Genomic DNA, 26,545 nt, shown 5'->3' on the forward strand with positions numbered 1-26,545 from the left:
CTTACCCTCTATCGGCTGAATCTGAAATTAGGGATGCCCACGTCTCGTTTAAACGAGTGCCTAACTCTTCAAGTGATCCATTGTTATGGATGACGATATCTTCGTCTTCGACCGTAATTCCAAATTCCGATGAATGCATATTTACAGGTTGGGCATCCTCTCTCACAATATGCCAGATGCTACCCCCTATACTCCGAATGTACGCAGCCTCATTCTCGAAGCGAATGTCCTTGATGATAATTGTGTCTTTGCCGTTGCTGTCGAGATTCGGTTTTTGAATATAGGCGGTATTATTGACCTCCTGAGGAGGCATCGCGCTTCGCTTCTCTGTGAAGTCCGGGAAGTCTTGAAGCGCTCTCATTTTGACTAGATTAACCATTTCAACTGGTGCCATCTGCCAAAATGAATCAATCTTATTGAAGGCGGCAGCGCACCAACATTGGTCATCGCTTAGGTTGAAAAATGCTTTCGCAGCTAAGATAAAAGGGGTTTCTGGATGATTGGTCTGTTCAGAAGAGAGTGGGTGTATGGCAATGGGTTTATAGATCTCGCGATCAGCCCGCATCAACCAGTGATTGGCGTTGTGGCTCCTCATCCATTCAGTGCCTATGCGCTGAAAGAATGCACGCGGTGACAGTCCCCATGCCCCAACCTCAACCTCCTTTACGCTATCATCCCAGGCTTGGGCATCTGAGAGATTGAAGAGAATTTGGCATCCCCGTTTGAGTGGATCTGCGAGGGCGAACGCGGTTACACAGGCATGCTGAAGCAATATCGCTGCTGCTGTGTCCTTGCCTGATCTAGCCTTCGCTGCCAGCCCTATGATTCTCTTCATCCGTGCTAAGCCCCTGATTTGAAACAATTTTAAGTTTGTTTACATTTTTTTATAGCCTGAGTATATCTTCTTGTTTCCAATTCTGTCCATTCCAAAACAAGATGCCACCTATGCCTATCAGGGCGGCGGCCGTGGGTTATCCCAGGAACGCATCGCCCAGCTCGAAACCTTTGTCCAGGGCACGTTGCGCCCGGACCTGACGCTGGTGTTCGACCTGCCCGTGGAAGTCGGTCTGGCGCGTGCCAGCGCGCGGGGTCGCCTCGATCGTTTCGAACAGGAAGGCCGGGCGTTCTTCGAGGCGGTGCGCGGCGCCTACCTTGCCCGCGCCGCTGCAGCGCCTTCGCGCTACCGGGTGGTCGATGCCGGGCAGAGCCTGGCGCAGGTCCAGCAGGCGCTGGACGCGCTGCTGCCCGAGCTGCGAGGTTTGCCGCGTGGCTGACGCCTACCCCTGGCAGGATGACCTGTGGCAGAAACTGGCCGGGCGGACCCAGCATGCTCACGCCTACCTGCTGCACGGGCCGCAGGGCATCGGCAAGCGTGCCCTCGCCGAGCGCCTGATGGCACTGTTGCTGTGCCAGCGTCCGGCCGCGCAGCACGCCTGTGGTTCCTGCAAGTCGTGTCTGTTGCTGCAGGCCGGCAGCCATCCGGACAATTTCATCCTCGAACCTGAGGAAGCGGACAAGGCGATCAAGGTCGACCAGGTGCGCGAGCTGGTCGCGTTCGTGGTGCAGACCGCGCAAATGGGTGGGCGCAAGGTGGTGCTCATCGAGCCTGCCGAAGCCATGAACGTCAATGCGGCCAACGCGCTGCTGAAAAGCCTCGAGGAGCCTTCGGGCAATACCGTCTTGCTGTTGGTCAGCCATCAGCCCAGTCGACTACTGCCCACGGTCAAGAGTCGTTGCGTGCAGCAGGCGTGCCCGTTGCCTACTCAGGCCGTCAGCCTGCAGTGGCTGGCCATGGCGCTGCCGCAAGTGGACGAGGTTGCGCGCACCGATCTGCTCGCGTTGGCCGCCGGCTCGCCGCTGGCAGCAGTGAGGTTGCAGGCTGCCGGGATCGTCGAGCAGCGGGCGCTGGTGGTCGAAGGGGTGAAGAAGCTGCTCAAAGGGCAGCAGACGCCCAGCCAGCTGGCCGAAGCCTGGAACGCCGTGCCATTGCTGCTGCTGTTCGACTGGTTCTGCGAGTGGTCGAACCTGTTGCTGCGCTATCGGCTGACGACGGACGAGCAGGGCCTGGGCTTGAGTGACATGCGCAAGGTGCTGCAATATCTGGCTGACAAGAGTACCCAGAGTAAAGTGCTGGCCATTCAGGATTGGGTGTTGATGCAGCGCCAGAAGGTGCTGGGCAAGGCCAACCTGAACCGGGTATTGCTCATCGAGGCGCTACTGGTGTCCTGGATGGCCTTGCCGGGGCAGACGTGATGGGTGCATTGTGATCGAACGCTGCCGATGTTGGCTGCGGTTTGTCTGATGTACCGTGGTGATACCGGACGCGGCTCGCGCCGCTGCTACAGGGATGCGCCGGTTGTAGCAACGGCGCAAGCCGCGTCGGAGGCGGAAGCGGTTTGGCTGCTGCGAAAATTCACTATCAGTAACGGAGCACGAATGAATCAACCCGTCAGTCCCGGACCGCGCAACGGTATTCTGTCCCTGACCATCAAGGACAAGGCCGTCCTGTACGCCGCCTACATGCCGTTCATCAAGAACGGCGGCTTGTTCATTCCAACCAGCAAGAGCTACAAGCTGGGCGATGAACTGTTCATGCTGCTCAACCTGATGGATGAGCCGGAAAAGATTCCCGTGGCCGGTCGCGTTGCCTGGATCACCCCCAAGGGCGCCCAGGGTAACCGCGCTGCGGGGGTGGGCGTGCAGTTCAACGACGGCGACAATACTGCGCGCAACAAGATCGAAACCTATCTGGCCGGCGCCTTGAAGTCCGACCGTCCCACTCACACGATGTAGTTACCATACCCTCATGCTCGTAGATTCCCACTGTCACCTGGATCGCCTCGACCTTGCCGAACACAACGGCTGCCTGGATACCGCCTTGGACGCTGCGCGTGCCTGCGGTGTAGGGCATTTCCTGTGCATCGGCGTCAGCGCCGAGAACGCTGCCACGGTCAAGGCCCTGGCCGGTCGCTACGACGACGTCGATTGCTCGGTCGGCATTCATCCCCTCGACCTCGCTCCCGGCAAGCCGCCCGCGCTGGATTGGCTGATGGCCGAGCTCAATGCGCCATGCGTGGTGGCGATTGGTGAAACCGGCCTGGACTACCACTACGAACCCGAGGCGGCGCAGCTGCAACAGGAGTCGTTTCGACTGCACCTGCAGGCAGCCAACCTGACCGGCAAACCGGTGATCGTGCATACCCGCGGCGCTCGCGCCGATACCCTGGCCCTGTTGCGCGAGGCGCAATTGCCCCAGGCCGGCGTGCTGCATTGCTTTACCGAAGACTGGGCGATGGCCAAAGCCGCCCTCGACCTGGGGTTCTACATTTCGCTGTCGGGCATCGTGACCTTCCGCAATGCCGATGCCCTGCGTGAAGTTGCGCGGCAGGTGCCTGCCGATCGCCTGCTGGTCGAAACCGACTCGCCCTACCTGGCGCCCATTCCCTACCGTGGCAAGTCCAACCTGCCGCAGTACGTCCGCGAAGTGGCGCAGTGTATCGCCACGGTCCGTGGCGAGACGTTCGACAGCCTGGCCGAGCGCACCACCGACAATTTCTGCCGGCTGTTCCCCCTGGCGCGGGTTCGTCGCCAGGCTTGAGCCTGCACGGGCAAAAAAAACCCGGGCTCTGGGGGGAGAATCCCGGGTCAAGACCATTAGGAGTCACAACAGGCGCGTGGTCCATCGACGCCTTGCCGACGCTTCACTTGGGGGAGTATGTCGCGTCGACAATTCAAGTATTGTCGAATGGGTCCGAGGCGCCAGTGCCGGCCGGGGTTTTCTTAAACGTATTTGGAATACGCGCGCCGCTGCTCAGCACGGATTGCAGGGTTGCGTGGCATATGCGCCATAAAGCCAGAGAATTCGGATGATCCGTGCATTTTGACCTCATACAGGCATAATGACTGCCTCCGCTTTCGATCCAGTCCTTCCTATGCAAAAAGAACCTCGTAAGGTCCGTGAGTTTCGCCGCCGCGAGCAGGAAATCCTCGACACCGCGCTGGCGCTGTTTCTCGAGCAAGGCGAAGACAGCGTTACGGTTGAGCTGATCGCCGACACCGTGGGTATCGGCAAAGGCACCATCTACAAACACTTCAAATCCAAGGCCGAGATCTACCTGCGGCTGATGCTCGACTACGAGCGCGACCTGAACTCGCTGCTGCATTCGGCCGACATCGATCGAGACAAGGAAGCCCTGTCCCGCGCCTACTTCGAGTTCCGCATGCGCGATCCGCAGCGCTATCGGCTGTTCGATCGGCTCGAAGAGAAGGTGGTCAAGGGCAATCAGGTGCCCGAGCTCGTCGAGCAACTGCACAAGATCCGCGCCTCCAATTTCGAACGGTTGACGTTCCTCATCGAGGGGCGAATCAGCGAGGGCAAGCTGGAAGACGTTCCGCCGTATTTCCACTATTGCGCTGCCTGGGCGCTGGTACATGGCGCCGTGGCGCTGTATCACTCGCCGTTCTGGAGCAACGTACTGGAAGATCAGGAGGGCTTTTTCCAGTTCCTCATGGACATCGGCGTGCGCATGGGCAACAAGCGCAAACGCGATCCGGAAATACCCGCCCCCAAAGAAGCCTGACCTTCAAGCCATCCCGAGCCCTGCAAACTGGCGCAGAAGCTGCATCATGTGGCTGATCGCCGGGATCTTGTCGCCGGCTCTGGAGGATGCATGCGTAACCTGGTCGTGCTGCTGGCGCTGTTGGCGTTGGGCGGTTGCATGAAGGTCAGTGATCTGGGCGAAGGCGCTCGCTATCACCTGAGCGATGCGGGTGTGTTGAACCACAGTGAAACTCGCCGGTTCAACAACCTGCGCGTGCAGCCTGACTCGTTCATCTACATTGGCCAAGGCGCGTTCGTGCCGCCCGGCGGCGCCTACCCGCGGCCCAACGTGGTGGCTGAACAGGCATTCGAAGCGTTCGTCGAGTACTTTCCCCTGGTCCGCCGCGCTCCGGCACCGCAGGGCCTGGAACAGGCCTTGGGCGAGGCGCGCAATGCCGGCGCGCATTACCTGCTCTACACCCGTTTCGCGCGTGCCGACGACCGTATCGGCAACGCTGACGAATGGGCCGACCAGGAGGCTCTGGACCGGCTCGGGGTCGACAGCAGCGTGATTCAGATCATGCTCATCGAAACCAGCACCCGCTATCTCATCGACACCGCGACCATCCGCAGCCGTGGCGGGCTGTTGACGATGCGCGACAACAAACCGGAAGATTTGCTTGGTCCACCCCTTGAGGACTACGCTCGCAGCTTGTTGGGCGTAAGCCGCTGAGGAGACAAGCATGACGGGCAGGGCCGACGATTTGCTGGCGCACATTCCTACCGCCAAGAAGGGCTTGCCGCCCGTGCACCTGTGGAATCCCGATTTCTGCGGGCACATCGACATGCGCATTGCCCGTGACGGTACCTGGTTCTATCAGGGCACCCCGATTGGCCGACCGGCGATGGTCAAGTTGTTCGCCGGGATCCTGCGCCGCGATGGCGACGAGTACGTATTGGTGACGCCGGTGGAAAAAGTCGGCATCGTCGTCGATGACGCACCGTTCGTGGCTATCGACATGCAGGTGTCGGGGGAAGGCGAGCAGCAGTCGCTGCGCTTCATCAGCAATGTCGAAGACGGTGTCGATGCCGACGCACAGCACCCGCTGCGGGTCGACATCGACCCGTGCACTCAGGAACCTTCACCCTACGTGCTGGTGCGCAATAACCTGGAAGCACGCATTCATCGCAACGTGTTCTATCGGCTGGTCGAGCTGGCCGTGGTGCGTGACGGTTGGCTGGGGGTGTGGAGTGGCGGGGTGTTCTTCCCGATAGGGCAGGATCCGGCGCAGTGATCACGCCCCCGTTTCGAGTAACGGGGGCTCTCTTGCGTTTTTGGTGGCGGATCACGCGGTCATTTCTGCGGCGTCAACGTCAGTCGCTTGGTCCCGTAGGCCTTGTCGAAATGCTGCGGCTGCATCGGGAAGCTGACGTATTGACCCTTGAGCCACGCGTCGATGCCGTCGGTGTAGTTGGCACTGGCCGGATTACCCGACTGCCCGCTGCTGCCAAGGCCGATCATCGGCTCGGCCTGGGCGAAGTCGACGACGATGCGCAGCGCCGGTATCGACGCGGTGTCGAAGCTGTCGCCCCAGCGGTAGGGCGCAGCGTTCAAGGTGGTGTGATCGCCGCCGGTGGCAACCGGGCCGCGTAGCACGGGTGCGCCGGCATCGGGCCCGCCCGTGTCGGTCCAGGTGGTGCGATGCAGACGCCCCCACTGCCAAGTGCTTCGATCACTGCCCAGCTGCGCCTCGCCGGCGCTGACCGCGGCGGCCAGGCTGCGCGCCAGGATGGCCGGCTTGTCTTCCTTCTGCGCGGTGCTCAGGTCGTCCCAGAACGGGCTGTCGTCACGACCCAGCAGATGATCGGCCTGGGCCGAGTAGGAAGACATGCCCTGGGCTACGAAGGCCTTCCAGCTGGCGCTGTCGAGTGGGCCTAGTTCGTCGAGGAAGGTGCGCTGCGCGCTCTGCTGCAGGAACAGCTCGTACAGCGCGGCATCGGCAGATTGCGCGGCGAGGCGGCCATCGAAGGCCATGAGGCGAGTGTAGGCTTCGCGGGCCTTGGTTCGCTCGCCCTCGGGCAGCGCATCGATGGCGCTTTTCAGGGGCTGTGCCATGCCGGGCGCAAGCAACATCTTTTTAAGCTTGGCGGCGAAGGGGGTGGTCTGATCGGACTGCATGGCAATCATGCTGCGTGTGTCGTGCTTGCCGCTGCCGGCCAGTTCGGCCAGGCGCTCGCTGCGCTCGGGGTAGTACCAGGCGTTGGACAGCTGGATGCCATAGCCGGGCGGGACGATGCGCTGGTTGGCGGTACCCAGCCAACCCTGCGGCGGGTCCTGGTCGTAGGGGTGAAGCATGGGGTCGGCGAGGCCATCCCAGTCATGTCGACCGTCCCAGCCGGGCGAGGGCAGCATGCCCTTGCCTTCGAGACGGTTGGGAAAGCGGCCGGTGACCTGCCAGCCAATGCTGCTGGCATCGGCGAACAGCAGGTTGGTGGCCACGGCGCGTATCTGCCGGCTGGCATCCGAAGCCTTCTCGACATTGCTGGCGCGCGACAGATCGAACAGCGCATCCAGGCTCTTGTCGTCGGTCAGATCCGGCAGTTGCAGGGCCAGGCCGTAGCCGCCGCTTGCCGGCATGCCGCTGACGTCGTTGAGCAGCGGGCCGTGACCGGTTTCGTAGACAGCTTCGCGCAGCGGACGCTGCCCCTTGGCCAGGTAGGTCTCCTGACGCACGCGGGCCGGCTGCCATTTGCCGTTGGACTGATACAGCACGCGGCCGCCTTCGCTGCGGACCTTCTCCAGAAAAACATCCTGATTGTCGCCCATCACCGCTGCCATGCCCCAGGCGACTTGACCATTGAAGCCAGCCAGCACGCCCGGCATACCGGCCAGGGCGACACCTGCTGCCTGAAAGCGTGGCGCGCGCAGCTGTACGAAGCTCCACGCCGACGGAACGCTGGTTGCCACATGAACATCGTTGGCGAACAGGCTTTTTCCGGCCCGCGTGCGTTGCGGGGCGATGGCCCAGTTGCTGGAGCTTGGCGCGCCAAGCCGCTCGAGTTCGCGATTCATCGTGGCCAGGCCCGCCAGGCTGGTCAGAGAGTTGCCCAGCGACACGCCCTTGAGCTTGTCGGCCTCGCTGAAAGGCAGGGTTTCATCCGGATAGACCGGCAGCAGCCAGGCCAGTTTGTCGGTGCCCACTTTCTGCGCCAGTGCCAGCGAACCCAGCTCTTCCTGCAGGTTGAGCGACTGGCTGAACGACCACAGCGCAAACATCAGCGCGGAGTCTTCGGCCTTCCAGTATTCGGGGGCGTAGCCAGCCAACTGCGCGGGGAGCTTGCCGCGGTAGCGAAACAGGTAGGCGTTGACGCCCCGTGCATAGACATCGAAAAAACGCTTCAGACGAGGTGACGCGGCGGCATACAACTGGTCGGCGCTTTTCTTCAGGTTGACCTTGCGCAGCAGGCGGTCGCTGTCCAGCGCTTCGACGCCGTCCAGTTCGGCCAGGCGTCCCTGGGCCAGCAGCCGCAGACGGACCATCTGGGTGATGCGGTCGCTGGCGGCCACGTAGCCCTGGGCGAACAGAGCATCGTGGAAGGTATTGCTTTCGATAAGCGGCATGCCCAGCCCGTTACGCCTGACCGAGACGTTCTGCGCCAGGCCCTTGAGCGGCTGTACACCCACGCTTGGCGGCAGGTTTTGCTCGGCGGAGCCGCCCAGCCATTGTTGGCAGCCGGTCAGGGTGAGCATGCCGGTGACCACGGCGGCGCAGCCGAACGTGGGCGTGAAGAAGAAACGGGCGGGCGAGGCCATGGCGAAGCTCCTGCGGGGGCTGGCGTAAAAGGCGCTACGTTAGAGAGGGCGGGGGCGGCGCGCAAGCGTCAGGCGGGGGATATTTTCTTCGTGCCCAAGCCGCTCGCGGGCACAGCGCGTAGCGGTAGGCTTGGGGTCAAGGGAGGGGCTACCAGCACGCAGCACCCTCGGGCATCGCCGCGGCTCAGGCGCCGTGGCACTTCTTGAATTTCTTGTCGCTGCCGCAGGGGCAGGGATCGTTGCGGCCTACATCTTTGAGTGCATTGCGCACCGGTTCCTGTGGGGCGTGGTTGCAGTGCGGGCCATGCACGTGACCGTGGTCGTGCTCATGATGGTGATCATGGTCATGGTCATGGTCATGGTTGCAGTCAGGGCCGTGCACATGGGGTTGCTGGGACATCGAGAATACTCCGCAGTTGAAATTGGCCGGAATTATCTCACCCCGGGTTCGGAATAGCAGCGCTGCGGGAAAAATCTTTGTGACATCTCAGCGACCGGACAAGCCGCGCGCGTCGATTACCCCGGTGTGGTTGAGCACCACGTCGTGGCCGAACAGCACCCCGGTGCGCAATTCGCCGCGCAACTCGTAGCGGATCCCTCGCTCGGGGTGCTTGAGCAGGCGTGACAGCTCGCGCGCATGTTGCCAGAGATTGGTGCGCACCGGCAGCTCGTAGTATTCGCCACTGTTGGCGGCCACGCTGAACCAGTCGCTGGCGTCGCCTTCGGTCAGCAGCATGTCTTCCAGGCGCACGCTGTAGCTCATGCCGCGCACTGGCAGGCTGCGGCCGTTGGGGTTGTCGATGCGGAAACGCAGGATCAGGCGCTGTTGCAGCATGTTGGCCTTGACCACCTCAACCTTGACCAAGTGCACCTGAGGATCCTGGTAGTTGCCGGTGAACCAGGTGGCGCAGCCCGTGAGTCCCAGCAGTGACAGCAAGCCGATGCTGCGCAGAACGAGAGTGCAAGCGGACATGGCAGGGACCTCCGGATTTGCCTTGAGTCTAACAAGGCGCGCGGGCATGACAAGGGCGAGCTTGTTGCGCCGAAACATCGTGGTCCATAATCACTGCTACGGTGCTGGCTTTTCGGCATCTGTGCGGACGCCTACCGCCCGCAACGGTGCCATGCCAGGAGAGTTGCCATGCGTTTCTACGAGATCGTCTTCAGCGGTCAATGCGTGCCCGGCGCGGCGCTGGACCAGGTCAAGAGCAACCTGGCAAAACTGTTCCAGGCCGACGCCCAGCGAATCGAGCTGCTGTTTTCCGGACGCCGGCTGGTCCTCAAGAACAACCTCGACGCCCAGGCGGCGGAAAAATACCGCGCGGCGCTGGCGCGCGCAGGGGCCGTGGCCAGCATCGACGAAATGGCTCAGGACATCGAAGAAATCATCATGACCGCGCCGGCGGCGGCAGGCGACTTCGGCCAGAAACCCATGGCCGTGGCCCGCCGCGCCGAGGTCGTGCCGCGTGATGCGTACATGGCAGCGTTCGTGGCTGTGGATGCGCCGGACTTCGCCATCGCCGAGGTGGGCGCCGATCTGCAGGATGAACGACCCGCACAGCGCTCGGCGCAGCTGAACCTGCAGCAGTTCAGCCTGGCGCCTGCTGGCAGCGACATGGGCCAGTTGCGGCACGAGGAAACCGTTCAGGTGCCGGACATTTCCCATCTGAAAATCATTGGCTGATGTAGCCTGCGCAACACTTCTTGAATTTCTGCCCACTGGCACAGGGGCAGCTGTCGTTGCGGCTGGCCTTGAGCGGGACGGTCGGGTCGATGAAATACCAGCGGCCGTCGTGCTGCACGAACGCCGACCGCTCGCGATGGCAGTGCTCGCCGGTGCTGTCGTGCCAGCGCGCAGTGAAGGTCACGAACGCGTGTTCCGGCTGGCCGCCGAAGACTTCCGCCGCGACCACCTCCAGGCCCAGCCAGGTGCTCTGCGAACTCCACTGGGCAATGGCCTGGCGGTCCAGGCCGGCCTGCTGGGCGTGCAGGGTGGTGTTCACCAGATAGTCCACCAGGCCCAGCACGTAGGCACTGTAGCGCGAGCGCATCAGGCTCTGCGCATCGGGCGCCGGCTGGCCTTCGTGATAGCGACCACAACAGGCCGGCAGCAGGTTGCCACTTGCGCACGGACAGATCGAAACGCTCATATCACCACCAATACTTGCCGAAGTTTTCCGGGTTGGCCCAGAACTTGGCGTTGAGCCAGTCCGGGACTTGTTTGTATTCGCGCACATCATAGGTGTACAGCTTGAGCACCTGGTGGTCGCGGGCGAAGCGTTCGCTGGCCTGCAGGGCCAGGGCGTAGAAGTCGGTGTCGCTCCAGCCGCTGGCGACCGGGTCGGCCAGCACGGCGATGCAGCTCGCATTGAGGTTGCGGATACCGGCCAGCAGGCGCGTGCCTTCGGCCTTGTTCAGATGCTCCAGGCAATCCACCGCCAGCGCCAGGTCGAAACGCTGGCCGGCCAGGTCCGCGGGCAGGGGGCCGGGCGCGGCTCTGGATACACGGGTTTCGGGATGCGCAGCCTCGAACGCCGCCAGGGCGGGGAATGCACTCGCGCCGATCAGCAGCAGGCGCTGCGGCGCGTGACGTTCGAGCAAGGCCGCCAGAGCCTGCTGCGGGGTACGGGAAGATACTGCGTCGGTCATTGAAGCTCCTCGGTCGTGGCCACCACATTATAGGGCCCCGACCCAATGGCCCAGCATTGAATGGATGACGCGCCCTATGGCTTATTGCTGGCGCATATGCCAACCACGGTCTTTACTCCCAGAACGTCGGCCCCTGCTGCCGATTCCCTGAGGAGAAACTAGATGAGCATAGTTCGGACGGCATTACCCTTGATATTGGTCAGCAGCGTGTTGACGGGTTGCGCAGGCTTGCAGAAAACCGACTGGCCGATGTGTGCGGCCGTGGGCGGCGTGACCGGTGCGGCGCTGGGCGCCATCGAAAGCGGGTCGCTGGCAGCCGGCGTAGGCGCGGCGGCTGCCGGTGTCGGCGCGGCCTATTGCTGGGTACATGGCGATGGCGACGAAGACGGTGATGGCGTACCGGACAGCCGCGACAAGTGCCCGGGCACTCCCAAGGGCACGCCGGTGGACGCCAATGGTTGCCCGCCGCCTGCTCCGGCGCCGATGCCAGTCGCTGCCGAGCCGGCACCGATGTCCAAGGAGGAGACGATCGTCATCCGCAACGTGCATTTCGAATTCGACAAGGCCACCCTCACTGCCGCCGACCGGGCGCAGCTCGATACCGTCGCCACCCGCCTGAAGACCGAAGCGACTACGGCGCGCTTGAGCGTCAGCGGTCATACCGACAGTGTCGGCAAGGACGCCTATAACCAGCGGTTGTCCGAGCAGCGCGCCAAGGCAGTGACTGACTACCTGGTCGGCAGCGGCGTACCGCGTGCCAGCGTGGTCTCTGTCAAGGGTGTGGGCGAAGCCCAGCCGGTCGCCGACAACAACACCGCGGACGGTCGCGCCATGAACCGCCGTACCGAGATTCTCATCCAGCGTTGAACCTTTAGCGCCAACCGCCAGTCCCCTTGTACAACGACCGGCGGCACGCTTTACTTCTCAGTTGCCGGCGCCCGTCGGCGACTCAGGAGCCTTGAATGAAGCTGAAAGATCTATCGCGGACCGTACTTCCCGCTCTGCTGGTCGCCGGCGTGCTGAGCGGCTGTACCACCTCCCCTGAAGGGACATCCCCACTCAACTCGCGCACCTGGCCTGTCTGCAGCGTGCTGGGCGGCCTGGCCGGTGGCGGGCTGGGTGCCATCGAAAGTGGTGCGTGGGCCGCTGGTGGTGGCTTGGCTGGCGCGGTGGTGAGCGGTCTGGTCTGCTATGCCCAGGATGGCGACAAGGACGAAGACGGCGTATTCGATCGACGCGATCGTTGCCCCGATACCCCGGCCAATACACCCGTCAAGCACAACGGGTGCCCATTGCCGGTCTATCCCGCCGTGACCAAGGCGCCTGAGCCGCCAGTGGCCGACATCCCCGAGGTCGTTACCTTGAGCGATGCAGGCGATGTACCGTTCGAATTCGGCAGTGCCGAACTGACCTCAAGCGCCCGTACCGAGCTGACGTCCCTGGCAGTGCGGATGAAGACGGCCCAAGTGGCCACGGTCAAGATCGTCGGTCATACCGACAGCATCGGCAGCGATGCCTTCAATCAGAAGCTGTCCGAGCAACGTGCCGCCAGTGTCGTCTCGTTCCTGCTGGGTCAAGGCGTTGCGGCAGACAAGCTGAGCAGCGAGGGCCGTGGCGAAAGCGAGCCGGTCGACAGCAACGACACCGATGCCGGACGCGCCAAGAACCGTCGCGTGGAAATCCATCTGAGCCATTGATGGGTACGGGCCGGCAGGTTTTTCCTGCCGGCCTCTGGTCACCGCTACCTTCCAGCCGTTAATGTGCGCCTAGCCGATGCCGTGGGGGGCACATGAAAGGATTTCTGATTCTAGGTAAATGTCTGACCTTGCTGTTCTGGTGGGTGGTGCTGCTCAACCTGTTCATGCCGATGGTCAAACCGTTCCATGCATTGATCAACCTGGCCGGCGGCACCTTGCTTTTCCTGCACTTGATCGAAGCGATCGCTTTCAACAAGCGCCTGCGCGGGCGCAGCCATCCGTGGCTTGACCGAGTCCAGATCCTGCTGGCCGGGATCTTTCACATCCAGTCCATTCCCGCACCGTCCGATACCGAGGCTAGCCATGCGTAAGCTGGGTTTGTTGGCAGTACTGTTTGCGCCGCTGGCATTGGCCGAGTCGGTCAGCGTCGAACCCCATTCGCTGTTGCGCCTGCCGGCCAGCTCCAGCGTGCTGCAGTTGCAGCGCCTGGACGTGGCGGATTACGGCACCTTGCTGGTTCCCGCCAACCTGACCGAACTCAGTGTCGAGCAATTGCGCCTGGGGCATGAGGCGCGCATTGCGATAGTGCCGGGCGAGCAGGAGTTGCGCCTGCGCGCGCAGCATGCAGAACTCGGCAGCGGCAGCCAGATTCTCGCCCGTGGCGCGCCCGGCACCCATCAGAAGGCGGCTCGTGCTGGGCGCAATCTTGACGTGCAGTTGCAATCGCTGGACGCCCTGGAAGTGAACATCGACGCGCGCGGCGGCGCGGGTGCGGATGGCTATGCGGGTCTGGACGGTGGCAATGGCCAGGCGCCCGGTTGTACCTGGGGCTCGGCGGGGCGCGGTGGCAACGGCGACAATGGCGGCGATGGGCTGCCTGGCGCGCCGGGCGCCAACGTACGCCTGCGTCTGCCGGCGACCTTCGCCAGCGAAGCGATCAAGGTGCGCACCGACGGCGGCCAGGGCGGCGCTGCCGGTGTTCCCGGACGTCCGGGCGCCGGAGGAAAATCCAAAGGCTGCGTGGTGTACCGCGCCGAAGGCGGCAAGTCGGGTCGCGAGGGCTTGCCGGGACGAGCAGGCGAGGCGGGCACCGAAGGCACCTTGAGCATCCAGCGCTTCTGATCAGGTTGGTTCAGAACTGCCTGGCCATGCCCGGCGCCACGACCGCCAGGCCCAGCAGCAGGCCACCCACCGCCAGGCGACGCAGCTGCTTCACGGCAATCGCGCCGTCCGTCCACGCCTGGGCCGCTACGGCCTTGCGCAGCGTCGGCAGTTGCAGACCCTGCATACGCAAGAACAGCGCGACCATGACCACGTACAGGCCCATCATCACCTGTACGTCACGCGGCGCCGTCTCGAAACCCGTGAAGCGCAGGCGCAGCAGGGCGACGCCGCTGATCGGAAGAATCAGCACAGCGGCCCAGACCCAGCCGAACAGCCGTGGGAAAATATCCACCAGACGCTGCAGGCGCTGAGCCTGCGAAGGCACTGCCAGCCCGGCCCGGCGCAGGATCTTCCAGCTGGCGAGCATGCCGCCCAGCCACATCAGCGCAGCGAGCCCGTGCAAGGTTTGAAACACGCTGTCGGCGCTCATGGGTATCTCCAGCCAGCACATCGAAGTCGAGCAGGGTATGATAGCGACCCGATGAGAACCACTGAAAATATATCCAGCCTTTCGCCATGACCAGTCGATGATCAGTAACGAACTCAAAACCACGATCCAGGGCGCCTACACGCGTTTTCTCGAAGCCAAGAGCCTCAAGCCGCGCTATGGCCAGCGCCTGATGATCGCCGAAATCGCCAAGGTATTGGGCGACATCGCGTGCGATGACGAAGGCCGGCGTACGGGCGATCCGGCGGTGGTGGCCGTGGAAGCGGGCACCGGCACCGGCAAGACGGTTGCCTACAGCCTGGCTGCGATTCCGGTGGCCAAGGCGGCCGGCAAGCGCCTGGTCATTGCCACAGCCACGGTGGCGCTGCAGGAGCAGATCGTGTTCAAGGATCTGCCCGACCTGATGCGCAACAGCGGGCTGAACTTCACCTTCTCGCTGGCCAAAGGCCGCGGGCGCTACCTGTGCCTGTCCAAGCTCGACGTGCTGCTGCAGGAAGGACATGCGCAAAGCGCGACCGCGCAGCTGTTCGAAGAGGAAGGCTTCAAGATCGAGGTCGACGAGGCGAGTCAGAAACTGTTCACCAGCATGATCGAGAAACTGGCCGGCAACAAATGGGACGGTGACCGCGACAGCTGGCCGGTGGCCCTGGAAGATCAGCAATGGTCGCGCCTGACCACCGACCACAGCCAGTGCACCAGCCGCCACTGCCCGAACTTTGCCCAGTGCACCTTCTACAAGGCCCGCGAGGGCATGGGCAAGGTTGATGTGATCGTCACCAACCATGACATGGTGCTGGCCGACCTGGCGTTGGGGGGCGGGGCCGTTCTGCCCGATCCGCGCGACACGCTGTATGTATTCGATGAGGGCCATCACCTGCCTGACAAGGCGATCGGCCATTTCGCTCACTACAGCCGGCTGCGTTCCACAGCCGACTGGCTGGAGACTACGGCCAAGAACCTGACCAAGCTGCTCGCCCAGCACCCGTTGCCCGGCGACCTGGGGCGGTTGATCGAGCAGGTGCCGGAGCTGGCCCGTGAGATCAAGACCCAGCAGCAGTTCATGTTCAGCGCCTGCGAGCAACTGGCGGACTTCAAGCCGGGCGAAGACATGGAGGGCCGCGAGCGCCCACGCCATCGCTTCGTCGGAGGCGTGGTGCCCGAGCATATGCGGGAAATGGGCATTGAGCTGAAGAAGGGCTTTTCGAAACTGACCGACCTGTTCACCCGCTTGAGCGAGTTGCTCAAGGAAGGCATGGACGGCGAGAAAAACGTGGGCATCGCCAGCCATCAGGCCGAGGAATGGTACCCGCTGTTCGGCAGCTTGCTGGCTCGCGCCCAGGGCAGTTGGGAATTGTGGACGGCGTTCACTGCCGAAGACCCCGAAGACAGTCCGCCCATGGCGCGCTGGCTGACCCTGGCCGACGGTGGTGCGCTGTACGATATCGAGGTCAATGCCAGCCCGATCCTGGCGGCGGAAATGCTGCGCCGCAATCTGTGGAACGTCGCCTACGGTGCCTTGGTGACGTCGGCTACCCTGACCGCGTTGGGCAAGTTCGACCGGTTCCGCATGCGCGCCGGGATTCCCAAAGCCTCGGTAACCGCCATCGTGCCCAGCCCCTTTCACCATGAACAGGCCGGGGTGCTGCGCGTACCCGACCTGCGAGCCGACCCCCGCGATGCGGCGGCGCACACCGCCGCGATCATCCGCGACCTGCCGGATCTGGTGGAAGGCTATCGAGGCACCCTGGTGCTGTTTTCCTCGCGCAAACAGATGCAGGACGTGTTTGATGGCCTGGATCGCGACTGGCGCAAGCAGGTGTTCATCCAGGGCAACCTGTCCAAGCAGGAAACCTTGAACAAGCACAAGGCGCGCGTCGATGGCGGTGATTCCAGCGTGCTGTTCGGTCTCGCCAGTTTCGCCGAGGGCGTCGACCTGCCCGGTGCCTATTGCGAGCATGTGATCATTGCCAAGATCCCCTTTGCAGTGCCTGACGATCCGGTCGAAGCGGCGCTGGCCGAATGGATCGAGGCGCGCGGCGGCAACCCGTTCATGGAGATCGCCGTGCCCGATGCCTCGCTGCGCCTGATCCAGGCCTGCGGGCGGTTGCTGCGTACCGAGCAGGATCGCGGCACCATCACGCTGCTCGATCGGCGCCTGGTTACCCAGCGCTACGGCAAGGCGATCCTCAACGCGTTGCCGCCGTTCCGTCGCGAGATTTCCTGACGGCCTGTACGCACCCGCTGCAACGATTATCGAATGCAGGGCGGTTCACAAAGCGCTGAATCGCTGAAACAATGCGCTTCATTTTTCGCGGCGTGGTCGTTGGGAGTCAGGGTGCAGATACAAGGTCACTTCGAGTTGCAGTTCGAGGCCGTGCGTGAAGCGTTCGCGGCATTGTTCGACAACCCCCAGGAGCGCGGCGCCGCGCTGTGCATTCAGGTCGGCGGTGAGACGGTGGTCGACCTCTGGGCCGGTACCGCCGACAAGGATGGCGCCCAGGCTTGGCACAGCGACACCATCCTCAACCTGTTCTCCTGCACCAAGACCTTCACCGCCGTGACCGCCCTGCAGCTGGTGGCCGAGGGCAAGCTGGCGCTGGACGCTCCGGTGGCCCGCTACTGGCCGGAATTCGCCGCCGCCGGCAAACAGTCGATCACCTTGCGCCATCTGCTCTGCCATCAGGCCGGCCTGCCAGCCTTGCGCGACATGCTGCCGCCCGAAGCACTCTACGACTGGCCACGGATGACCGCCGCGCTGGCGGCGGAAACGCCGTGGTGGCAACCGGGTACCGGGCATGGCTATGCGGCCATTACCTACGGCTGGCTGGTCGGTGAACTGCTGCGGCGGGCCGATAACCGCGGGCCGGGCGAATCCATCGTGGCGCGGGTGGCCAAACCCCTGGGGCTGGATTTCCACGTCGGGCTGGCGGATGAGGAATTCTACCGCGTCGCGCACATTGCCCGCGGCAAGGGCAATGTCGGCGACGAAGCGGCCCAGCGTCTGTTGCAGGTGACCATGCGCGAACCCGCGGCCATGGCCACGCGCGCCTTCACCAATCCGCCGTCGGTGCTGACCAGTACCAACAAGCCGGAGTGGCGACGCATGCAGCAGCCTGCAGCGAACGGGCATGGCAATGCCCGCAGCCTGGCTGGTTTCTACGCCGGTCTGCTCGATGGCAGCCTGCTCGAATCCGACATGCTCGCCGAGCTTACTCGCGAGCACAGCCTGGGCCTGGACAAGACCCTCATGACGCCCACGCGGTTCGGCCTGGGCTGCATGCTCGACCAGCCGAGGGTGGCCAACGCCACCTTTGGCCTGGGGGCCGGCGCCTTCGGTCACCCCGGGGCAGGGGGCTCGGTCGGCTTCGCCGATCCGGAACATGATGTTGCCTTTGGTTTTGCCGTGAACACCCTGGGCCCCTATATACTGATGGACCCGCGGGCACAGCATCTGGTGCGCGTTCTACGCAGTTGCCTCTGAAGCGATTGATCACAAATCGACCAGCGGTCGCCCATTGGGCTATGACTGCTCTACTCTATCAATCAATAATTTAGGCCGGTTTGTTAAACCGGTTTGTATTTACCAACACCTTGTGGAATGCACCATGTCACCGAATAAATCCATCGCGTTTGCCTTGTGCCTGGCCGCTACCGGTTGTGCTCAAACTCCCCAGGATTCCTCGGCCCAGGGCGGGCATGCCTGGTGGCCATTTGGCCGTGACGCAGTCGCCAGCAAGGCGGCTGACAAGGAAGTCGAGCAGGCCATCACCGACAAGGTGGCGAAAGCCGATTCCAAGTCCGACAGCGAAAGCCGCTGGTGGTGGCCGTTCGGTGCCAGCAGCACGCCGGCCCAGGCCAAGGTTGCCGAAGTGCCGAAGGTCGACCCCAAGGTCACCCAGGCCTGGCTCGACGCCTACGAGCCGAAGCTGCGCGAAGCCATCAAGGACAGCAAGTTCGAGCTCGAACGCCGCGAAGACCTGCTGGTGATCACCGCGCCGGTCGATTCCTCGTTCAACCCTGATCGGCCGTCGATGCTGCTGCCGATCAGCCTCGGCCCGATCACGCGCGTGGCCAAGGCCATCGACGCCGATCACAAGACAGCCGTGCTGGTCCTGGGGCATGCCGACACCAGCGGTCCCGGGCCGTTGAACCAGAAACTGAGCCAGGAGCGTGCGCAGTCGATCGCTTCGATCTTCCGCCTCAGCGGTCTGCAGCGTGACCGCCTGATGCTGCGCGGCATGGGTTCGGTGATGCCGCGTGCCGCCAACGACAGTGTCGAAGGTCGCTCGCTCAATCGTCGCGTGGAGATTCTCCTGACCCCGCAGAACACCATGCTCGCCCTGCTGGCCAAGTACAACCAGCCGACCTTCACCGCCGCTGAAATGCTTGCCACCCAGGACGTCAAGGCTGTACCTGCACCAGTGGCCAAGCCCGCCGCCAAGGCGCCAGCCAAGGCTACAGCCGCCAAGAAAACTGCAGCCAAGCCAGCCGTGGCCAAGAAAGCTGTACCGGCGGCCAAGAAAACCGAGGCCAAGAAGGCCGTTGCCAAGAAAGCCGTGAGCAACGACCAGGCCAAGGCGCACTGATGCAAGGATCGCTGCCATGACGCAAGCGCTGGCCGACATGCGCCGCAGCTACACCCGCGATGGGCTGGACGAGGCGCAGGCACCGTCCGAGCCCTTCGCGCTGTTTCGCCAGTGGTTCGGCGAGGCCGTCGATACCGAGCAGGCACCGGTAGAAGCCAATGCCATGACGCTGGCTACCGTCGACGCCGAAGGCCGTCCACATTGTCGCGTGTTGCTGCTCAAGGGCCTGGATGATCAGGGTTTCACCTTTTTCAGCAACTACGACAGTGCCAAGGGCCAGCAGCTGGCAGATCGGCCGTTTGCGGCCATGACCTTCTTCTGGCCTACCCTCGAGCGACAAGTGCGAATAGAAGGGCGGGTGAGCAAGATCAGCGCGGCCGAGTCCGACGCCTACTATCAGGTCCGTCCTCTGGGCAGTCGCCTGGGTGCCTGGGCCTCGCCGCAGAGCCAGGTCATCGCCGATCGCAGCGAACTGCAAGCGCTGCTGCAGGCAACCGAGCAGCGCTTCAGCGGTGTCGAGCCCGGGTGCCCCGCGCACTGGGGTGGTTATCGCCTGGTGGCTGATCGCGTCGAGTTCTGGCAAGGGCGTCCCAGTCGCCTGCACGACCGCCTCAACTATCGCTTGAATGCCGGCTCGTGGATTCGCGAGCGTCTGGCTCCCTGACCCTGCCTTGACCTTTTGCCACTGGCCGTTGTCCAGACGTTCAGTGGCTGGTCGAGCATCCTGGCCCGCGTCTGCACCCTCTGACGTAAATTTTTATAGACTGTGTCGTGACAGCCGTTGGCCTGCGGCGTCTAATGTACACAAGTCCCATGGAGTCCTGCCAAAATGCGCAAGTCAGTTCTGCTAGTTGCCTGCTTCACCACAATGTCCCTGCTGCTGGGCGGATGTGCCTCCAACCTGTCGGGCGACTCCTACTCGCGCGACGAGGCGCGCCGTGTGCAAACCGTGCGCCTGGGCACCATCGAGTCGCTGCGTCCGGTCAAGATCGAAGGCACCAAGACGCCGATCGGCGGTGGCGCAGGTGCCGTGGTCGGTGGTGTTGCCGGCAGTGCAGTCGGTGGCGGTCGCGGCAGCATCGTTGCAGCCGTGATCGGCGCCGTGGCTGGCGGTCTGCTGGGCTCGGCCACTGAAGAAGGATTTACCCGCACCCAGGGCGTGGAAATCACCGTGCGCGAGGACGACGGCAGCATGCGCGCGTACGTTCAGGCCGTGCAGGAGAACGAAGTGTTCCGCGTCGGCGAGCGTGTACGCATCATGACGGTGGACGGCACCAGCCGCGTTTCGCACTAAGCCAACCTGGTAACGAAAAAACCGGCCTGGGCCGGTTTTTTTGTGCCCGCTTCGGGCGTCAGTGGCCTGCGTTTTCCAGGCAGTGCCAATACGCAGTGGCGAAGGGTTAGTGCAGCCCCAGAATATCCCGCGCCACCGCTTCGGCGATGCGTACGCCGTCCACGCCGGCGGAAAGGATACCGCCCGCATAGCCAGCGCCTTCACCGGCCGGGAACAGACCCTTGAGGTTCAGGCTCTGGTAATCGGCGCCGCGCGTGATGCGCAGGGGCGAGGAGGTGCGGGTCTCGATGCCGGTCAGCACGGCGTCATGCATCGAGAAGCCTTTGATCTGGCGTTCGAATGCCGGCAAGGCCTCGCGGATCGCTTCGATGGCAAAAGCCGGCAGCGACAGCGCCAGGTCGCCCAGGGTCACCCCCGGTTTGTACGAAGGCTCGACGCTGCCCAGCGCGGTGGACGGCTTGCCGGCAACGAAATCGCCCAGCAATTGCGCCGGCGCCTGGTAGTTGCTGCCACCCAGCAGGTAAGCCGTGGACTCGAGCTGTTCCTGCAGTTCGATGCCGGCCAGCGGGCCGCCGGGATAGTCCTGTTCCGGGGTAATGCCAACGACGATGCCTGAGTTGGCATTGCGCTCGTTGCGCGAATACTGGCTCATGCCGTTGGTGACCACGCGACCCGGTTCGGACGTGGCCGCGACCACGGTACCGCCGGGGCACATGCAGAAACTGTATACCGAACGGCCATTCTTGGCGTGGTGGACCAGTTTGTAGTCAGCCGCACCCAGCTTCGGGTGGCCGGCGTACTTACCCAAGCGGGCGCGGTCGATGATGCCCTGCGGGTGCTCCACGCGAAAACCGATGGAGAAAGGTTTGGCTTCCATGAACACATTGCGCGCGTGCAGCATGCGAAAGGTATCCCGAGCGCTGTGTCCCAGGGCCATGACCACATGGTTGGAGATCAGCTGCTCACCGCTTTCCAGAACCACACCCTGCAGGCGCTCGCCATCGACCAGCAGGTCGGTGACTTTCTGCTCGAAACGGATCTCGCCGCCCAGCGCGATGATCTGCTGGCGCATGTTCTCGACCATGCCAGTCAGGCGGAACGTGCCGATGTGCGGTTTGCTGACGTAGAGGATTTCCTCGGGCGCTCCAGCCTTGACGAACTCGTGCAGGACCTTGCGGCCGTGATGCTGCGGGTCCTTGATCTGGCTGTAGAGCTTGCCATCGGAAAAGGTGCCGGCGCCGCCCTCGCCGAATTGCACGTTGGACTCGGCGTTCAGCACGTTCTTGCGCCACAGGCCCCAGGTGTCCTTGGTGCGCTGGCGCACCTCCTTGCCACGCTCGAGCACGATCGGCTTGAAGCCCATCTGCGCCAGCAGCAGGGCGGCGAAGATCCCGCAGGGTCCGAAGCCGACGACCAGAGGCCGCTGGGCATAGTCCCCTGGCGCGTGCCCGACCACCTTGTAGCTGACATCCGGCGCCACGTTGACGTTGTGGTCATCGGCAAAACGCTCGAGCACGCCGGCTTCGTCGCGCACTTGCAGATCGACGGTGTAGATGAACTGCAGTTCGCTGTTCTTCTTGCGCGCATCGTAGCTGCGCTTGAACAGGGTGAAGTCGAGCAGATCGGCGTCGGCGATGCCCAGGCGCTGCACGATGGCAGGGCGCAGGGCGTCGTCGGAATGGTCCAGGGGCAACTTGAGTTCGGTGATTCGTAGCATGACAGGTCCAAAAATCCGGGCGCGCCCCGGGGGCATAACAGAACCCGGCATTATAAACGCGATGCGCTGCCCGTCGTCAGGTAAAAAACGCTGGACGGTGCAGCTTACTGGTTGCGTGCGCCGCCGAAGGTCGCGCAGCCACGCTGCACCTCGCCGTTGACGCGCAGTTCGGCGGCGAGGAACTGCACGCCCTGGTTGCGCGTATCGACGCAGCGTTGCGGTGCCACCCACAGCTCGATGCGCTGGCCGTTGGCCTCGGTGGACAGGTTGAAGCGGCCACCGCCGACCTGTTCCTCGACATAGGGCAGGGCCAGGGGAGCCTGACCTTCGCGATCCACGATCATGCCCTGGCCGGTGACCCTGACCTGCCAGCGCGGGGACTCGCCACCCGCACTCAGGCTGGACAGCTTGAAGTCCGGGTCCTTGCAGGCGGCCAGCGAGCGATCGAGTCGATACAGCTGCTGCAGGCGCAGTTGGCCGTCGGTACTGCCGTTGGTGCTGGCGTCGAAACGTCCGCGCAGGTCGGCATACACCACAGGGCGATTGCCAGCCAGTTGCGAGGCCTCCTGCAGTACACCGGTGCCATTGCTGTCGGTCACTGCATAGCGGCGCGGGTCACCACAGGGTTGGAAGAACAGCCGACCGTTGTCGCCCTGCAGGGCGCCTTGCATGCGGGTCAGGCCTGCGGTGGAAGGGGCCTCTGGAGCGCGGTTGAAGAAGGACTGGCAACTGGCGAGCAGCGGCAGCAGGGCGAGCATGGCGAGGGAGCGGGGCAGGTGCATCGTGGGTCTCCTGAACGATGAGGAGCACGGTAGCACAGGGCCCGTGAAAAGCGTGTGCATGGGAACTGTGTGTGGGCAGTGCTGGCCTCTTCGCGGGCAGAGCCCGCTCCCACGGGTATTTGTGTGTGGGAGCAGGCTCTGCCCGCGAAAGGGTCGCTGCGGTATGCCTGGCCGCCCACTCAACCGCCCAGGTAGGCCTCGCGCACCTTGGGATCGGTGAGCAGGGTTTCGCCGCTGCCTTGCATGACTACCCGGCCGTTTTCCAGCACATAGGCGCGGTCGGCGATCTTCAGGGCCTGGTTGGCGTTCTGCTCGACCAGGAACACCGTGACCCCATCACGGCGCAACTGCTCGATGATGTCGAAGATCTGCTGAATGATGATCGGTGCCAGCCCCAGGGAGGGTTCATCGAGCAACAGCAGCTTGGGTTTGCTCATCAGTGCACGGCCGATCGCGAGCATCTGCTGCTCACCGCCCGACATGGTGCCCCCGCGCTGGCTGAAGCGTTCCTTGAGCCGCGGGAACAAGGCCAGGACCTTGTCCATCTGCTCTTGAAAATCGCCCTTTTCGGTGAAGAACCCGCCCATCGCCAGGTTCTCTTCGACGGTCAGGCGCGCGAACACCCGGCGACCTTCGGGCACCACGGCAATGCTCTTGCGCATGATTTCCGCTGACTCCTTGCCCACCAGCTCTTCGCCCATGTAGCGAATGCTGCCCGAGTGCGCCCGCGGCGCGCCGCACAGGGTCATCAGCAGGGTTGACTTGCCCGCGCCGTTGGCACCGATCAGGGTGACGATCTCGCCCTGGCGAACCTCCACATTGACCCCGTGCAGGGCCTGGATCTTGCCGTAGAAGGTAGAAACGTTTTCGAACTGCAGCATTTACGCTTCCCCCAGGTAGGCTTTGATGACGTCAGGATTGTCGCGGATCTGCTCCGGCGTGCCATCGGCCAAGGGTGTGCCCTGGTTGATCACGACGATGTGGTCGGAAATGCTCATGACCAGTTTCATGTCGTGCTCGATCAGCAGCACGGTTGCGTTGTGCTCTTCACGCAGCACCCCGATCAGCGCCTTGAGGTCGTCGGTTTCACGCGGGTTGAGACCGGCTGCAGGCTCGTCGAGCATCAGCATGCGCGGCCGGGTCATCATGCAGCGGGCAATCTCCAGCCGGCGCTGCTGCCCGTAGGCGAGCGTCCCTGCGGTGCGGTTGGCGAACTCCTTGAGGTTGACCTTTTCCAGCCAATACTCGGCGTACTCCATTGCCTCCCTTTCGCTTTTGCGGAAGTTTGGCGTTTTGAACAACCCGGCAAAAAAGTTGGTGTTCAAGTGCCGATGCTGGGCGATCAGCAGGTTTTCCAGTGCGGTCATTTCCTTGAATAGCCGCACGTTCTGGAAGGTGCGCACCACCCCCTTGCGAGCGATCTGATGGCCGGGCAGGCCCTGGATCGGCTGGCCATCGAGCAGGATGGTACCGCCGCTGGGCTTGTAGAAACCGGTCAGGCAATTGAACACCGTGGTCTTGCCGGCGCCGTTGGGGCCGATGAGGGCGACCACCTGCTTTTCCTTCACGCTCAGGGCCACACCGTTGACCGCCAGCAGGCCGCCGAAGCGCATGCTCAGGTCGGTGACTTGCAGAATGTTCTGGCTCATTTGCGCAGCTCCAGGTGGGGACGCTGCATCGGAAGCAAGCCTTGCGGACGCCAGATCATCATCAGCACCATCAAGGCGCCGAACATCAACATGCGGTAGTCACTGAACTCACGCATCAATTCAGGCAGCAGGATCATCACGATGGCGGCGAGGATCACCCCCAGTTGCGAGCCCATGCCACCCAGCACGACGATGGCCAGAATGATCGCCGACTCGATGAAGGTGAACGACTCCGGGGTGACCAGGCCTTGCCGTGCTGCGAAGAAACTGCCGGCGAACCCGGCGAATGCCGCGCCCAGGGTGAACGCGGAGAGCTTGATCACGGTCGGGTTGAGGCCCAGCGCGCGGCAGGCGATCTCGTCTTCGCGCAATGCCTCCCAGGCTCGTCCGATGGGCATGCGCAGCAAGCGGTTGATGACGAACAGCGCCGCGAGGGCCATCAGCAAGGCGATCAGGTAGAGAAAGATGACCTTGCCGATCGGGCTGTATTCCAGGCCGAAGAATTGGTAGAAGGTCTGGCTGCCTTCGGCGGCGCGACGCTCGAACGAGAGGCCGAAAAAAGTCGGCTTCTCGATGTTGCTGATGCCGTTCGGGCCGCCGGTGATGTCGGTGAGGTTGCGCAGGAATATCCGGATTATTTCCCCGAAGCCCAAGGTCACGATGGCCAAGTAGTCACCACGCAGGCGCAGCACCGGGAAGCCCAGGAGGAAACCGAACGTGGCCGCCAGCAGACCGGCCAGTGGCAGGCATTCCCAGAAGCTCAGGCCGAAATAATGCGAGAGCAGGGCATAGCCGTAGGCCCCGACCGCATAGAAACCCACGTAACCCAGGTCGAGCAGACCTGCCAGGCCGACCACGATGTTCAGGCCCAGGCCGAGCATCACGTAGATCAGGATCAGGGTTGCGATGTCCACCGCGCCACGCGAACCGAAGAACGGCCAGATGAACGCCAGTACCACCAAGGCCAGGATGAACCAGCGCTGAGTGCTGGGCAGGGTGAGGAAATTCGAAGCCTTGGCCGGTATCAGTGGCTTGCTCGAATCGCGACGCAGGCCACCGATGCGCTCGGCGAACAGCACCCGCAGGAACATCAGCAGCGAACAGCCGGCGATGGTCAGCAGGGTGCCGGCACTGGCGTTCTGCACCACCAGGGTGACGCCGGAGAAGGCCAGTTTCAGGCCCAGTACCGGATAGGCCACGGCCCATACCAATGCCGAGCTGAAAAGCGCGGATCTAAGAGACTTGCTCATACTTTCTCAACCTCCGGACGGCCCAGGATGCCGGTCGGACGGAACAATAGAACCAGGACCAGCAGGCCGAACGAAACGACGTCCTTGTACTGGTCACCAAAGATATCGGCGCCGAACGCTTCGGCCACGCCCAGTACCAGGCCGCCCAGCATGGCCCCTGGAATGCTGCCGATACCGCCCAATACGGCTGCGGTGAAGGCCTTGAGCCCGACCAGGAAGCCGGCGCTGGGGTTGATCACGCCATACTGCATGCTCAACAGCACGGCCGCGACTGCGGCCAGTGCCGCGCCGATCACGAAGGTGAGGGCGATGATCGCGTTGGTGTTGATGCCCAGCAGGTTGGCCATTTTCATGTCCTCGGCGCAGGCGCGGCAGGCACGCCCCATGCGCGAGCGGGAAATGAACAGGGTCAGGCCGTACATCGCTCCCAGCGTGACCAGGAATACCAGAATCTGCATGTAGGAAATCTGTACTTCCTCGGCACCACCCGGACCGAAGGTCAGACTGCCGGGGAGCAGATTGGGAATGGCGAAGTTGCCGGAACCCTGGGACAGCTGCACCGAATTCTGCAGGAAGATCGACATGCCGATCGCCGAGATCAGCGGGATCAACCGGTTGCTGTTGCGCAGCGGTCGATAGGCGACCCGTTCGATGCTGTAGCCATAGGCACTGGTGACCAGGATGGCGGCGGCGAAGCCGGCGATCATCAGTACCGGAAGACTGTGGATGCCCAGCATGGCCAGGCCAGCCAGGACGATGAAGGTGACATACGAACCGATCATGTACACCTCGCCATGGGCGAAGTTGATCATGCCGATGATGCCGTACACCATGGTGTAGCCGATGGCGATCAACGCATAGGTGCTGCCGATGGTCAGGCCATTCACCAACTGCTGCATGTAATGGAATAATTCAGGCATTTACCGCGCTCCTAAAAACCTGTTCGCATTTCTCC

At 63.2% G+C, this 26,545-nt stretch carries 29 protein-coding genes and 1 pseudogene; 17 read left to right on the plus strand and 13 right to left on the minus strand.

Going from position 1 to position 26,545, the window contains the following annotated elements; genetic code table 11:
* Window position 1 precedes the first annotated feature (1 nt).
* Window positions 2-835, minus strand: a complete 834-nt coding sequence (locus IFT98_RS05085; RefSeq protein WP_192047633.1) for a deoxynucleotide monophosphate kinase family protein — start codon at window positions 833-835, stop codon at window positions 2-4.
* 100 nt (window positions 836-935) lie between these two features.
* On the opposite strand from IFT98_RS05085, the pseudogene IFT98_RS05090 reads away from it, so the two are divergent.
* The 7 genes and pseudogenes from IFT98_RS05090 to IFT98_RS05120 all read left to right on the plus strand — a co-directional run.
* A pseudogene (locus IFT98_RS05090) lies at window positions 936-1,274 on the plus strand (dTMP kinase); the annotation flags it as partial.
* A complete protein-coding gene (locus IFT98_RS05095; protein WP_192047634.1) occupies window positions 1,267-2,253 on the plus strand; it encodes a DNA polymerase III subunit delta' in 987 nt (328 codons plus the stop codon). The pseudogene IFT98_RS05090 and the gene IFT98_RS05095, both read left to right, overlap by 8 nt.
* A gap of 183 nt (window positions 2,254-2,436) precedes the next feature.
* Window positions 2,437-2,793, plus strand: coding sequence for a PilZ domain-containing protein (locus tag IFT98_RS05100; protein ID WP_043185228.1), 357 nt, complete (start codon window positions 2,437-2,439; stop codon window positions 2,791-2,793).
* Between the two features lie 13 nt (window positions 2,794-2,806).
* Window positions 2,807-3,598, plus strand: a complete 792-nt coding sequence (locus IFT98_RS05105) for a TatD family hydrolase (protein WP_192047635.1) — start codon at window positions 2,807-2,809, stop codon at window positions 3,596-3,598.
* 334 nt (window positions 3,599-3,932) lie between these two features.
* A complete protein-coding gene (locus tag IFT98_RS05110; protein WP_122795070.1) occupies window positions 3,933-4,580 on the plus strand; it encodes a TetR/AcrR family transcriptional regulator in 648 nt (215 codons plus the stop codon).
* Window positions 4,581-4,670: 90 nt separating this feature from the next.
* Window positions 4,671-5,273: a DUF4823 domain-containing protein gene (locus IFT98_RS05115; protein WP_192047636.1), complete on the plus strand. Its 603-nt coding sequence runs from the start codon at window positions 4,671-4,673 to the stop codon at window positions 5,271-5,273.
* 10 nt (window positions 5,274-5,283) lie between these two features.
* Entirely contained in the window at window positions 5,284-5,835 is a 552-nt protein-coding gene (locus IFT98_RS05120) for a DUF1285 domain-containing protein (RefSeq protein ID WP_122795068.1), read from the plus strand.
* Window positions 5,836-5,894: 59 nt separating this feature from the next.
* Here IFT98_RS05120 and IFT98_RS05125 read toward each other — a convergent pair whose 3' ends face one another.
* The 3 genes from IFT98_RS05125 to IFT98_RS05135 all read right to left on the minus strand — a co-directional run bounded on the left by IFT98_RS05125 (window position 5,895) and on the right by IFT98_RS05135 (window position 9,327).
* Entirely contained in the window at window positions 5,895-8,354 is a 2,460-nt protein-coding gene (locus tag IFT98_RS05125; protein ID WP_192047637.1) for a penicillin acylase family protein, read from the minus strand.
* A gap of 184 nt (window positions 8,355-8,538) precedes the next feature.
* Complete coding sequence (locus IFT98_RS05130; RefSeq protein WP_192047638.1) at window positions 8,539-8,754, minus strand: SEC-C metal-binding domain-containing protein; 216 nt, start codon at window positions 8,752-8,754, stop codon at window positions 8,539-8,541.
* Between the two features lie 87 nt (window positions 8,755-8,841).
* Window positions 8,842-9,327, minus strand: coding sequence for an LEA type 2 family protein (locus IFT98_RS05135; protein ID WP_192047639.1), 486 nt, complete (start codon window positions 9,325-9,327; stop codon window positions 8,842-8,844).
* 168 nt (window positions 9,328-9,495) lie between these two features.
* Here IFT98_RS05135 and IFT98_RS05140 point away from each other — a divergent pair, with 168 nt between their 5' ends.
* Entirely contained in the window at window positions 9,496-10,038 is a 543-nt protein-coding gene (locus tag IFT98_RS05140) for a hypothetical protein (RefSeq protein ID WP_192047640.1), read from the plus strand.
* Here the strand turns inward: IFT98_RS05140 and IFT98_RS05145 are convergent.
* Window positions 10,028-10,504, minus strand: a complete 477-nt coding sequence (locus IFT98_RS05145; RefSeq protein WP_122713984.1) for a YchJ family protein — start codon at window positions 10,502-10,504, stop codon at window positions 10,028-10,030. The genes IFT98_RS05140 and IFT98_RS05145 overlap by 11 nt on opposite strands.
* Window position 10,505: 1 nt before the next feature.
* Window positions 10,506-11,003 carry a DUF6231 family protein gene (locus tag IFT98_RS05150; RefSeq protein ID WP_192047641.1) on the minus strand — a complete coding sequence of 166 codons (498 nt, stop codon included), beginning with the start codon at window positions 11,001-11,003 and terminating at the stop codon, window positions 10,506-10,508.
* A gap of 162 nt (window positions 11,004-11,165) precedes the next feature.
* Between IFT98_RS05150 and IFT98_RS05155 the strand changes: the two genes are divergently transcribed.
* The 4 genes from IFT98_RS05155 (at window position 11,166) to IFT98_RS05170 (ending at window position 13,822) form a co-directional block, all read left to right on the plus strand.
* Window positions 11,166-11,870, plus strand: a complete 705-nt coding sequence (locus tag IFT98_RS05155) for an OmpA family protein (RefSeq protein ID WP_192047642.1) — start codon at window positions 11,166-11,168, stop codon at window positions 11,868-11,870.
* Between the two features lie 101 nt (window positions 11,871-11,971).
* Window positions 11,972-12,700, plus strand: coding sequence for an OmpA family protein (locus IFT98_RS05160; RefSeq protein WP_244650893.1), 729 nt, complete (start codon window positions 11,972-11,974; stop codon window positions 12,698-12,700).
* 92 nt (window positions 12,701-12,792) lie between these two features.
* Window positions 12,793-13,071, plus strand: a complete 279-nt coding sequence (locus tag IFT98_RS05165; RefSeq protein ID WP_122476462.1) for a DUF1145 domain-containing protein — start codon at window positions 12,793-12,795, stop codon at window positions 13,069-13,071.
* The gene (locus tag IFT98_RS05170) at window positions 13,064-13,822 is read left to right on the plus strand and encodes a collagen-like protein (RefSeq protein ID WP_192047644.1); all 759 of its coding nucleotides are present in this window, start codon (window positions 13,064-13,066) and stop codon (window positions 13,820-13,822) included. Before IFT98_RS05165 ends, IFT98_RS05170 begins: the two co-directional genes overlap by 8 nt.
* Before the next feature lie 10 nt (window positions 13,823-13,832).
* Here the strand turns inward: IFT98_RS05170 and IFT98_RS05175 are convergent, their stop codons facing one another.
* Complete coding sequence (locus IFT98_RS05175; protein ID WP_192047645.1) at window positions 13,833-14,294, minus strand: DUF2269 family protein; 462 nt, start codon at window positions 14,292-14,294, stop codon at window positions 13,833-13,835.
* Window positions 14,295-14,391: 97 nt separating this feature from the next.
* Here IFT98_RS05175 and dinG point away from each other — a divergent pair, with 97 nt between their 5' ends.
* From dinG to IFT98_RS05200, 5 genes are all read left to right on the plus strand, one after another.
* Window positions 14,392-16,536: an ATP-dependent DNA helicase DinG gene (dinG, locus tag IFT98_RS05180; RefSeq protein ID WP_192047646.1), complete on the plus strand. Its 2,145-nt coding sequence runs from the start codon at window positions 14,392-14,394 to the stop codon at window positions 16,534-16,536.
* A 111-nt stretch (window positions 16,537-16,647) separates the two neighbouring features.
* Entirely contained in the window at window positions 16,648-17,793 is a 1,146-nt protein-coding gene (locus tag IFT98_RS05185) for a serine hydrolase (protein WP_192047647.1), read from the plus strand.
* Between the two features lie 124 nt (window positions 17,794-17,917).
* Window positions 17,918-18,898, plus strand: coding sequence for an OmpA family protein (locus IFT98_RS05190; protein WP_192047648.1), 981 nt, complete (start codon window positions 17,918-17,920; stop codon window positions 18,896-18,898).
* A 16-nt stretch (window positions 18,899-18,914) separates the two neighbouring features.
* A complete protein-coding gene (gene pdxH, locus IFT98_RS05195; protein ID WP_192047649.1) occupies window positions 18,915-19,562 on the plus strand; it encodes a pyridoxamine 5'-phosphate oxidase in 648 nt (215 codons plus the stop codon).
* A gap of 165 nt (window positions 19,563-19,727) precedes the next feature.
* Complete coding sequence (locus IFT98_RS05200) at window positions 19,728-20,192, plus strand: glycine zipper 2TM domain-containing protein (protein WP_192047650.1); 465 nt, start codon at window positions 19,728-19,730, stop codon at window positions 20,190-20,192.
* A 106-nt stretch (window positions 20,193-20,298) separates the two neighbouring features.
* On the opposite strand, the gene IFT98_RS05205 is transcribed toward IFT98_RS05200, so the two are convergent.
* The 6 genes from IFT98_RS05205 to livH all read right to left on the minus strand — a co-directional run bounded on the left by IFT98_RS05205 (window position 20,299) and on the right by livH (window position 26,510).
* On the minus strand, window positions 20,299-21,909 hold the full coding sequence (locus tag IFT98_RS05205; RefSeq protein ID WP_192047651.1) for an NAD(P)/FAD-dependent oxidoreductase: 1,611 nt from the start codon (window positions 21,907-21,909) through the stop codon (window positions 20,299-20,301).
* Between the two features lie 104 nt (window positions 21,910-22,013).
* Window positions 22,014-22,691, minus strand: a complete 678-nt coding sequence (locus tag IFT98_RS05210; RefSeq protein ID WP_192047652.1) for a hypothetical protein — start codon at window positions 22,689-22,691, stop codon at window positions 22,014-22,016.
* A 179-nt stretch (window positions 22,692-22,870) separates the two neighbouring features.
* Window positions 22,871-23,572 (minus strand): ABC transporter ATP-binding protein, encoded by a 702-nt coding sequence (locus IFT98_RS05215; RefSeq protein WP_122795054.1) that lies wholly within the window; start codon window positions 23,570-23,572, stop codon window positions 22,871-22,873.
* Window positions 23,573-24,340 (minus strand): high-affinity branched-chain amino acid ABC transporter ATP-binding protein LivG, encoded by a 768-nt coding sequence (livG, locus tag IFT98_RS05220; RefSeq protein ID WP_192047653.1) that lies wholly within the window; start codon window positions 24,338-24,340, stop codon window positions 23,573-23,575.
* Window positions 24,337-25,590 (minus strand): high-affinity branched-chain amino acid ABC transporter permease LivM, encoded by a 1,254-nt coding sequence (locus IFT98_RS05225; RefSeq protein ID WP_192047654.1) that lies wholly within the window; start codon window positions 25,588-25,590, stop codon window positions 24,337-24,339. The genes livG and IFT98_RS05225 overlap by 4 nt, the downstream gene beginning before the upstream one ends.
* Window positions 25,587-26,510: a high-affinity branched-chain amino acid ABC transporter permease LivH gene (livH, locus tag IFT98_RS05230; RefSeq protein ID WP_122476443.1), complete on the minus strand. Its 924-nt coding sequence runs from the start codon at window positions 26,508-26,510 to the stop codon at window positions 25,587-25,589. Before livH ends, IFT98_RS05225 begins: the two co-directional genes overlap by 4 nt.
* Window positions 26,511-26,545: the final 35 nt, after the last annotated feature.

Origin of the sequence: Pseudomonas sp. CFBP 8770 (assembly GCF_014841705.1) — a bacterium.
Classification (GTDB): Bacteria; Pseudomonadota; Gammaproteobacteria; order Pseudomonadales; family Pseudomonadaceae; genus Aquipseudomonas.